General features: G+C 72.9%; 9 protein-coding genes and 1 rRNA gene (1 of these 10 running past the window's edge). All 10 read right to left on the bottom strand.

Annotated features, from left to right (window positions below; genetic code table 11):
- Positions 1–312: ribosomal RNA gene (locus GCL84_RS18950) — 16S ribosomal RNA — on the bottom strand (it extends 1,206 nt beyond the left edge of the window).
- 646 nt (positions 313–958) lie between these two features.
- Positions 959–1,603, bottom strand: coding sequence for an HNH endonuclease family protein (locus GCL84_RS18945; protein ID WP_197523349.1), 645 nt, complete (start codon positions 1,601–1,603; stop codon positions 959–961).
- Positions 1,604–1,680: 77 nt separating this feature from the next.
- Entirely contained in the window at positions 1,681–3,288 is a 1,608-nt protein-coding gene (locus GCL84_RS18940; protein ID WP_156756845.1) for a solute symporter family protein, read from the bottom strand.
- The gene (locus GCL84_RS18935; protein WP_156756844.1) at positions 3,285–3,614 is read right to left on the bottom strand and encodes a DUF485 domain-containing protein; all 330 of its coding nucleotides are present in this window, start codon (positions 3,612–3,614) and stop codon (positions 3,285–3,287) included. The genes GCL84_RS18940 and GCL84_RS18935 overlap by 4 nt, the downstream gene beginning before the upstream one ends.
- Before the next feature lie 63 nt (positions 3,615–3,677).
- On the bottom strand, positions 3,678–5,429 hold the full coding sequence (locus tag GCL84_RS18930) for a sodium/solute symporter (RefSeq protein ID WP_156756843.1): 1,752 nt from the start codon (positions 5,427–5,429) through the stop codon (positions 3,678–3,680).
- On the bottom strand, positions 5,426–5,779 hold the full coding sequence (locus GCL84_RS18925; RefSeq protein ID WP_156756842.1) for a hypothetical protein: 354 nt from the start codon (positions 5,777–5,779) through the stop codon (positions 5,426–5,428). Before GCL84_RS18925 ends, GCL84_RS18930 begins: the two co-directional genes overlap by 4 nt.
- A gap of 202 nt (positions 5,780–5,981) precedes the next feature.
- Positions 5,982–6,746 (bottom strand): LytR/AlgR family response regulator transcription factor, encoded by a 765-nt coding sequence (locus GCL84_RS18920; protein ID WP_156756841.1) that lies wholly within the window; start codon positions 6,744–6,746, stop codon positions 5,982–5,984.
- The gene (locus tag GCL84_RS18915; protein WP_156756840.1) at positions 6,743–7,810 is read right to left on the bottom strand and encodes a sensor histidine kinase; all 1,068 of its coding nucleotides are present in this window, start codon (positions 7,808–7,810) and stop codon (positions 6,743–6,745) included. The genes GCL84_RS18920 and GCL84_RS18915 overlap by 4 nt, the downstream gene beginning before the upstream one ends.
- A gap of 244 nt (positions 7,811–8,054) precedes the next feature.
- Positions 8,055–8,300 (bottom strand): hypothetical protein, encoded by a 246-nt coding sequence (locus tag GCL84_RS18910; RefSeq protein ID WP_156756839.1) that lies wholly within the window; start codon positions 8,298–8,300, stop codon positions 8,055–8,057.
- A gap of 53 nt (positions 8,301–8,353) precedes the next feature.
- Entirely contained in the window at positions 8,354–9,379 is a 1,026-nt protein-coding gene (locus GCL84_RS18905; protein WP_156756838.1) for an AraC family transcriptional regulator, read from the bottom strand.
- Positions 9,380–9,433 lie beyond the last annotated feature (54 nt).

Raw genomic sequence — 9,433 nt, 5'->3', positions numbered from 1 at the left:
CCCAGTGTGGCCGGTCACCCTCTCAGGCCGGCTACCCGTCGTCGCCTTGGTAGGCCATTACCCCACCAACAAGCTGATAGGCCGCGGGTTCATCCCATACCGCCGGAACTTTCCACCCACCACCATGCGGTGACAGGTCGTATCCGGTATTAGACCTCGTTTCCAAGGCTTATCCCAGAGTACAGGGCAGATTACCCACGTGTTACTCACCCGTTCGCCGCTCGTGTACCCCGAAGGGCCTTACCGCTCGACTTGCATGTGTTAAGCACGCCGCCAGCGTTCGTCCTGAGCCAGGATCAAACTCTCCAATAATGAATGAGTGTTATACCTGACAAAAAGACACCTAAACTGGCATCAATTCATCTCAAAGGAACATCCCTGACAGGGATATTCATATTTAAGCTCTACTGGCTTAAATCGGCACACTGTTGAGTTCTCAAACAACACACGCTCATCGTTTCCACCGACCCCCGAAGGAGCACGGCATCTTCCGCGGCTGGTATTGCCTTGCTTTGTTTGTCTTGCTCGTTGAGAGTGCCCACTCTACCAGAGCCATCTGGGAGCTTGGTTCGCGACCCTCAAGTCTTGCTGTCTTCGCTCGTTCCGGCTGTTTCTCCGGCCCGTGTCGCTCTGACTTGGATAAAGTTACACGGGCCCAAACCAGGGATCAAATCGGGGGTCCCCTTGGGGGTCGATCAGCTCGACGCCGCGCCGAAAACCGTTGTGGCACAACAGGTTTTCATCGAGCCGACAGCCGAGGGCGGCTGCGGACACCGCTCCAGGCGCTCGAGCGCCCTTTCCGGCGTTTCCGCTGATCAACGGCCCTGTTGGGCCGATCGAGTGCCCATTCCGGCCGCCGATCACACCCCGACACCACTTTCTGTGATCGCGACCACTTTCTTGACGGAGTTCGTCACGCTCTGACCAGTCGATGATCACAGTGCGCGTTCGTGGCAGGTCAGGAGGCAGGGCAGGCAGTGGCCATGGCCCGCAGCGCGGCCACCTCGTCGGCGTCGGCGGCGAGCCCGTACTTGGTCTTGACCGTCGCGTAGGTGGTCGCGTACTGGCAGGCGTAGGAGTCAGCGGGGCGCCACTCAGCGGGGTCGTCGTCGCTCTTCTGGCTGTTGGCCGCCTTGCTCACGGCCACCAGGTTGTCCGGGTCGTTGTAGAAGGCCTGGCGCTGCTCGGCGCTCCAGTGCCGCGCACCGGAGCGGTTGGCCTCGGCGACCGGGACGATGTGGTCGATCTGCAGCTCCCGGGCGTCGGAGACGGCGACGCCGTCGTACGGGCTGGTCCAGCACGCCTCGGTCGGGCAGCTCGGCCTGCACGAGTCGTCGACGGTGACCTGCCGCCCGTCGCGCCGCAGGACGAGCTCCCGGGTGGTGCACCCGTTGTCGCCGGTTGCCCAGTCGCCCCAGGCGTCGCGGTCGTAGTGGGCCCCGGTGTCCTCGGGGCGGGGCTCGCCGAGGGCGTCGATCACCGTGGAGACCGCGCCGGGCGCCGGGGTGGACACCGGCACGGGCGCGGGCTGGGCGGGGGGCGCCAGGCCGCAGCCCGTCAGGAGGGTGAGCAGCAGGGCGGGGATGCACTTATGCACCTTCATGCGCATCAGATGCCCGGCGCTGCATGACGTGAAACGGGCCCCCGACGGTCGGCGGGGGCCCGGTCACGCCGTTCGGACTAGTGGCTGGTGGCCTTCTCGGCGCCGACGCCGGTCAGGGCGCGGACCTCCATCTCGGCGTGCTTGGCGTCGTCCTTCTCCTTGGACAGGACGGTGCCGAGCCAGCCCAGGAGGAAGCCGAGCGGGATGGAGACCAGGCCCGGGTTCTCCAGCGGGAACCAGTGGAAGTCCACGCCCTCGATCATCGGCTTGGGCCCGCCGGAGACCGCCGGGGAGAAGATGATCAGCACGATGGCCGAGACCAGGCCGCCGTAGATGCTCCACAGGGCGCCGCTGGTGTTGAAGCGCTTCCAGAACAGCGAGTAGAGGATCGTCGGCAGGTTGGCCGAGGCGGCGACGGCGAAGGCCAGCGCGACCAGGAAGGCGACGTTCTGGCCGTTGGCCAGGATGCCGCCGCCGATGGCGACCGCGCCGATGACCACCGCGGTGATCCGGGCGACCCGGACCTCCTTCTCCGGGGTGGTCCTGCCCTTGCGCAGGACGTTGGCGTAGACGTCGTGGGCGAAGGAGGCCGACGCGGTGATCGTCAGGCCCGCGACCACGGCGAGGATGGTGGCGAAGGCGATCGCGGCGATGATGCCGAGCAGGACCGGGCCGCCGAGGGCCTGGGCCAGCAGCGGGGCCGCGGAGTTGACCCCGCCGGGGGCCCCGGCGATGACGTCCGGGCCGACCAGGGCCCCCGCGCCGTAGCCGAGCACCAGGGTGAGCAGGTAGAACAGCCCGATCAGGCCGATGGCCCAGACCACCGAGCGGCGCGCCTCCTTGGCCGTGGGCACGGTGTAGAAGCGCATCAGCACGTGCGGCAGGCCCGCGGTGCCCAGCACCAGGGCGATGCCCAGGGACAGGAAGTCGAGCTTGCTGGTCTCGGTCTTGCCGTACTGCTTGCCGGGGGCCAGCAGTTGCTCGCCGAGCGCGCCCGCCTTGTCGACCGCGCCCTGCAGCAGGGCCGAGGGGTTGAACCCGAACTTGGCCAGCACCCACACCGTCATCACGACGCCGCCGACGATGAGCAGCGCGGCCTTGATGATCTGCACCCAGGTGGTGCCCTTCATCCCGCCGACCAGCACGTACACGATCATGATGACGCCGACGGCGGCGATGACCAGCGCTTGCATCCCCGTGTCGCTGATGCCGAGCAGCAGCGCCACCAGGCCACCCGCGCCAGCCATCTGGGCCAGCAGGTAGAAGAAGGACACGATCAGCGTCGAGGTGGCCGCGGCGGCCCGGACCGGGCGCTGGCGCAGCCGGAAGGCCAGCACGTCGCCCATGGTGAACTTGCCGGTGTTGCGCAGCAGCTCCGCGACCAGCAGCAGCGCCACCAGCCAGGCGACGAGGAAGCCGATGGAGTAGAGGAAGCCGTCGTAGCCGTTGACCGCGATGGCGCCCGCGATGCCGAGGAACGACGCCGCGGACAGGTAGTCGCCCGCGATGGCGACGCCGTTCTGCGGGCCGGTGAAGGCCCGGCCGCCCGCGTAGTAGTCGGCGGCGGACTTGGTGTTGCGGCTGGCGCGGAAGACCACGACCAGGGTCACCACGACGAACGCGCCGAAGATGCTGATGTTGAGCACGGGGTTGTTGCCCTCGACACCCTGGGCCAGGACGGTCACTTGCCCTCCCCCTCGATCGAGTCGCGCAGCCTGGCCGCCAGCGGGTCGAGCTTGCGGTTGGCGTAGCGCACGTACAGGCCGGTGATGGCGAAGGTGGAGACGAACTGCAGCAGGCCGAGGACCAGGCCGACGTTGATGTTGCCAACGAGCTTGGTGGCCATGAAGCCGTGCGCGTAGTCGGCGAGCAGCACGTAGCCGAGGTACCAGAGCAGGAACGCGGCGGAGACGGGGAAGACGAACACGCGCAGCCGCCTGCGCAGTTCGACGAACTCGGCGCTGGACTGGACCTCCGTCCAGTCGCGCTCCTCCGGCGGGTGCTCTGACATGCGCGCCTCCTTGCACAGGGTGTGCTGGGTCACGCTAAAGAGGCGTCTCGAACAGGTGAACCGTCAGCGGCCCAACCGTCGTGTCACACGACGAACGGCTGACGAACGGCGGGTCGGCCACGACGAGTGGCCCCGGTCACGGCCTGCCGGTGGGCGTGCGCTCGGCTCCGGGGCGCGCTCGGGCAGGTGCAGCCGCAGCATCGCCTGCGCCGCCCAGGCCGGTGGCCTGCCGCGCAGTGAGACGCCGACCATGGTGGCGAAGGCGAGCGGCACCGCCCACGGCGCGGGCTGGGCGACCAGCAGCCCGGCCAGGCCGGTCAGCCCCGGGCCGAACAGCACCACCGCGAACGCCCCGCACGTGCCCAGCAGCCCGGCGCAGACCCCGGCGATGGCCCCGGCGGGGGTCAGCCGCGTCCACCACGCCCCGAGCACCAGCAGCGGGCAGAAGGTGGCGGCGGCGACGGCGAACCCCCAGGTCACGAGTACCCCGGCGTCCAGCCGCGCGGCGGGCAGGGCGAGCAGCACGACCACGGCGGCGGCCGCGACGACGGTCAGCCGCAGCCGTCGGACGCCGCCGGGGAGCAGGTCGTGGGAGATCGCGCCCGCGACCACGAGCAGCAGCCCGAGCGAGGTGGCCAGGAACGCGGCGAAGGCCCCGGCGGTGAGCAGGGTCGTGAAGACCGCGCCGGTCGTGCCGGTGTCGACCTGGGCGGGGAGGGCGACGACGGCGGTGTCGGTGGCCCCGGTGAGGTAGAGCTGCGGCACCAGGACCGAGCCGAGCAGCCCGTAGACGCCGGGGAACAGGTAGAAGACGCTGAGCAGGCCCACGGTGATGGCCGCGGTGCGGCGGGCGGCGCGGCCGTCGGGGCTGGTGTGCAGGCGCATGAGCACGTGCGGCAGCCCCATCGTGCCGAGGACGGTGGCGAGCAGGACGGCCCAGGTGCTCAGCAGCGGCGGGCCGTCGTCGTCGAGCAGCGGCCGCTGCCAGTCCGGACCGCCGGGCGGGGCGCCGCCGCGCACGCCGGGGACCTCGGCGCCCTCGGGGAAGACCAGGGTTTGGCCCGCGCGGGCGGTGAGCTCGCCGGGTGGGTGGGTGTGGTTGCCCAGGGTGACCGGTTCGCGCAGCTCAAGGGTGACGTCGAGGCTGAACGTGACCGGGGTGTCGCGGGCGAAGCGGGTGAACTCGGCGGGGTGCACGGCGTCGTGGCGGGTCTGCGGTCCGACGGCGAACAGCAGCCAGAGCGCGGGGACGATGAACAGCGCGAGCTTGAGGAAGAACTGGAACGCCTGCACGTAGGTGGCCGCGCGCATCCCCCCGACGGCCAGGATCAGCGCGGCGACGACAGCGGCGATCACCACGCCGACCCAGTACGGCGTGCCGCTGACGGCGGTGAGGACCAGGCCCGCGGTGCGGAACTGCGGCACCAGGTAGAGCCCCGCGATGACCAGCACCACCACCGCGCTGAGCAGCCGCAGCGGCCGCGACCCCAACCGCGCCTCGGCGAAGTCCGGCACCGTCACCGCCCCCGACCGCCGCATCGGCGCCGCCACGAGCACCAGCATCGCCACGTACCCGGCCGTGAACCCCACCGGGTACCACAGCGCCCCGACCCCGTCCTTCACCACCAGCCCCGCCACGCCGAGGAACGACGCGGCCGACAGGTACTCCCCCGACACCGCCGCCGAGTTCAGCAGCGGCGACACCCGCCGCGAGGCGACCAGGAAGTCCGACGTCGTCCGCATCGCGGCCACCCCGCGCAGCCCCACGAGCAACGTCACGAGCACGACCGGCGCCACGGCCAGCACGGCGATCACGGCGGCGGGTCCTCCGCGCGTTCGGCGCGCCGGAGGTGCCACCAGGCCAGGCCCACCAGCACGGGGAACGGCACGACGACCAGGGCCAGCCAGGCCGCGGGCACCCCGAGCAGGCGGACGTCGACGAGCGCCGGGAGCGCCCAGAGCAGCAGGGGCAGGCCGAAGAGGAGGGCCGCGAGCCCGGCGAGGGTGCGCACGGCGGGGCGGCGCTGGGCCCGGAGGACCCGGGCGGCGCGCTCGGCCTCGGCGGGGTCGAGGGTGGGTGGGAGCCGCGCGGGGTGGTGGCGCCGCCTGGCGTGCGCGAGCCGCGTCTGCGGGCTGCTGACCGCGACCCGCCGCTGGTTGCTCACGACCACCGCCCGGCGCCGGGCGGGGTGCGGGGCCTGTGGACGGCCTGGCCCCCTGTGCACAACCCGGTCGTCGACGGGCGTTGTCGTCGGTGGTCCCGGGTAGCGTTGAAATCGGGGGTCCCCAGCGCCGGATGATCTTGCCGCGGCGGGGGTGGGGCGGGGTGGCGCGGCTTGGGGTGGGCGGTTCCTGCCGCCTGGCCGCTCATCGTCGACGGCCGAGCTCGCCGCGCTGGGCGGCGGCGAGGAGGCGCTCGCGCAGGGCCCGGGCGCTGCGGCGGCTGACGGGGACGTCGCCCGCGTCGGTGTGGGCGAGCAGGCCGCCGACCGAGTCGCTGCGGAGTTCGCGCACGGCGTCGATGGCGAGCAGGTAGCCGCGGTGGACCCGGGAGAAGCCGAAGTCCTCCCAGTACTCCTGGAGCCGGGAGATGGGCATGCGGACCAGGTGGGCGCCGGTGGGGGTGTGCAGGCGGACGTAGTCGCCGTGGGCCTCGGCGAAGTGGACGTCGGTGCGGCGGACGTAGCGGGTGCGGCCCTCGGACTCGACGGGGAGGGCGGGCATGGTGTCCGGGGCGGCGGAGGCGGCGCGGGGGGCGGGCAGGGCGCGCGAGGCGGTGAGGCGGCGGACCCGGGCCAGGGCCTCGGCCAGGCGGTCGGCGCGGACGGGTTTGAGCAGGTAGTCGACGGCGCCGATGCCGTAGGCCGACACCGCGTGGCGGTCGAAGGCGGTGACGAACACGATGACCGGGGGCTCGGTGAGCTTGGCCAGCAGCGACGCCAGCTCCAGGCCGGTCATGCCGGGCATGGCGATGTCGAGGAACACCGCCTCCGGCGGGTCGGCCTGGATGGCCTTGAGCGCGCCGAGGGCGTCGTCGGCCGCGCGCACGTCGACCACCCCGGGGGCCGCGCGCAGCAGCCTGCACAGCTCGTCGAGCGCCACCGGCGCGTCGTCGACGGCGAGGACCTTCACGGCACCACCCCCGGTGCGAACCTCGGCAGCCGCACGACGACGCGGGTCCCCGCGCCCTCGGCGGTCTCCACCACCAGGCCGTGCCACGCGCCGTAGACGTCGCGCAGCCTCCTGTCCACGTTGGCCAGCCCGACGCTGCCCGCCGGACCCGTCCCGGCCAGCACCGCGGCCGCGCGCGCGGGGTCCATGCCCACGCCGTCGTCCTCGACGGTGATGACGCAGTCGCTTCCCTCGGCCTCCCCGCGCACCTGCACCAGCCCGCCCCGGCCGCGCGGCTCGACCCCGTGCCGGACGGCGTTCTCGACCAGCGGTTGCAACACCAGGTAGGGCAGGGCGACGGCGAGCACCTCGGGGGCGACGCGGACCTGCACGCGCAGCCGGTCGCCGAGGACGGCGCGTTGCAGCGCCAGGTAGGTCTCGATGGCGTGGAACTCGTCGGAGACGGTCGTGTACTCGCCGTGCCCGGCGAGGCTGTAGCGGTTGAAGTCGGCGAAGTCGAGGATCAGCTCGTGCGCGCGGTCGGGGTCGGTGTGCACCAGCGAGGAGATCACGGTCAGCGCGTTGTAGACGAAGTGCGGGGAGATCTCGGCGCGCAGCGCCCGCAGCTCGGCCTGGGCGGCCTGGGCGGCGGAGGCCTCCAGGCCTGCCCGCTCCAGCGCGTCGGCCACCCACGCGGCGACCTCGCGCACGTCGCCGCCGCGGCAGTGCCCGGAGACGACCAGCACCCCCGCGAGGTCGTCGTGCACGTGCAGCGGCAGGGCGAGCAGCGGTGGGCGCCCCGCCCTGGTCTCGCGGTGCAGGGCCGCGTCGACCAGCTCGGACCAGCGCTCGGCAGGCGGCCTGCCCGACCAGGTGGTCGCGCCCGCCAGGTCGGCCAGACCCACGGCGTCGGCGCCCAGCAGCCGCCGCACCGCCCTGGCCGCCGCCCGCGCGCCGGTCCCGGCCAGGCCGTCGGCGAGGTCGTCGGCGATGCGGCGGGCGCTGGCGAGGGTGGCCGCCGGGTCGGTCCGCGGCCAGGGCAGGAACGGCCGCTGGACCGGTCGCCGCTGGTCGGGCACGGACACGGGCGCTCCCTCGGGTCGGGTCCGGTAGATGTTAGGACCCGGGGGGCACGACCAGGTGACGCTGGTGTCTCAGCGGCTGGTGGGCGTCCGGCGCGGCCGAGCGGGGCCGGGACGACCGCTGGGTGCGCCCGGTCGTTCCGGCGACCCGGTCGGGCGCGCCGGGATGGGGGCGCTCCGGGGCGCGTCCTCGAGTCCCCGTCCGGTGGGAGTCGCGATCAGATCGGGCGTGGGCCGGGGGCGTGTTTCAGGTCGCCCGCCTGCGGGAGATGGGGGTCAGGGTGCCCGCCATGGCGAGCAGGCGCGCGTTCGCCCGGCGGTGCAACTGCCCGCGGAAGGAGTCGGGGCGGTGGGCGTTGCCCGCCAGCTCCCAGGCCGCCTGGAACACCACGGTCTCGACCACCGCGGGAGCCAGGCGCGGGTGCGCCCTGGCGAGGACGTCGACCAGCGACTCGGCGATGCCCCGCACGTCGCGGGGGACGGAAGCGGACATCCCACCACGATCCCTCGGTCTCGCGCGCCTCCCGGTTGCGCGTCGGTGACACGTTAACTCCGAAGTGGACGATGGGCCACCGCACGCCGGAAGGCGGCCGGGGTCTGGCCGGTCCAGCGGGTGAAGGCGCGGATGAAGCTCGCCGATTCGGTGTAACCCACGCGGGTGGCGACATCGGCGATCGGTAGCGCGCCGTCGGTCAGCAGCCCCTCGGCCAGGGCGTGGCGCACCTCCTCGCGCAGCTCGCGGAAGGTGGTCCCCGCCTCGGCGAGGCGGCGGCGCAGGGTCCGCTCGCCGAGCAGCAGCCGGGCGGCGACCTCGGCCGCCGACAGGGTGATGCCGCCGACGGCCGCCAGCTCGGCGCGCACGGCCCCGGTGACCCCGGTGCGGGCGCGGCGGGCCTGGACCAGGTCGCGGCAGCGGGCCTCGCAGTCGGCGACGGTGACCGGGTCGGCCTGCGGCAGCGGCCGGTCCAGCTCGGCGAGGGGGAAGGTGACGGCGTTGACCGCCGCGTCGTACTCGGGAGTCAGACCGAGGACGTCCTCGTGCACCGGACCCGCCGGGGCGGGCCTGCGCAGCCGCACCCCGGACAGGCCGACGCCGCCGGGCAGCAACTCGCCGACGACCTGCAGGATCGCGGTGAGGTCGCGGTCGACCAGGAACCCCGCCACGTCGACGGGCAGCGCCGAGTCGTCGAGCTCCAGGCGCCCCCGGTCTCCGTCCGCGGTGACCCGGGGCAGGCAGAAGATGTAGCTCAGGTCCAGGTAGCGCAGGGTCACGTCGACGGCGGCGGCCAGGGTCCGGCTGCTGAGCACGGCGTAGCCGAGCATCCCGAACGTGGTCACGTGGTAGCGCCGCCCCAGGTCGACCCCGCCGTCGGGCAGCGCCGCGGCCAGCTCCCGGACCACCCCCAGCTCCACCGCGGCGGGCACCTCGGCGCCGGGCCGGGTCAACAGCCCCGGGTCGACGGGCGTGACCGGCACCCCGCGATCGGCGGCGAAGTCGAGCATCACCCGCACCCCGCCGACGCCGCGCGGGTAGTCCCAGTGCCGGACCGCGGCCTGCGCGAACGCCCTCATCGGCCCAGTATGGCCGGAAAGGTCAATCGGCGGGCCGCTGAGGGGCTGGTCGGC

Origin of the sequence: Actinokineospora pegani (genome assembly GCF_009745975.1) — a bacterium.
In the GTDB taxonomy this organism is placed as follows: domain Bacteria; phylum Actinomycetota; class Actinomycetes; order Mycobacteriales; family Pseudonocardiaceae; genus Actinokineospora; species Actinokineospora pegani.
The sequence above is the reverse complement of the archived record's forward strand: the minus strand, read 5'-3'. Positions and strand labels throughout refer to the sequence as shown.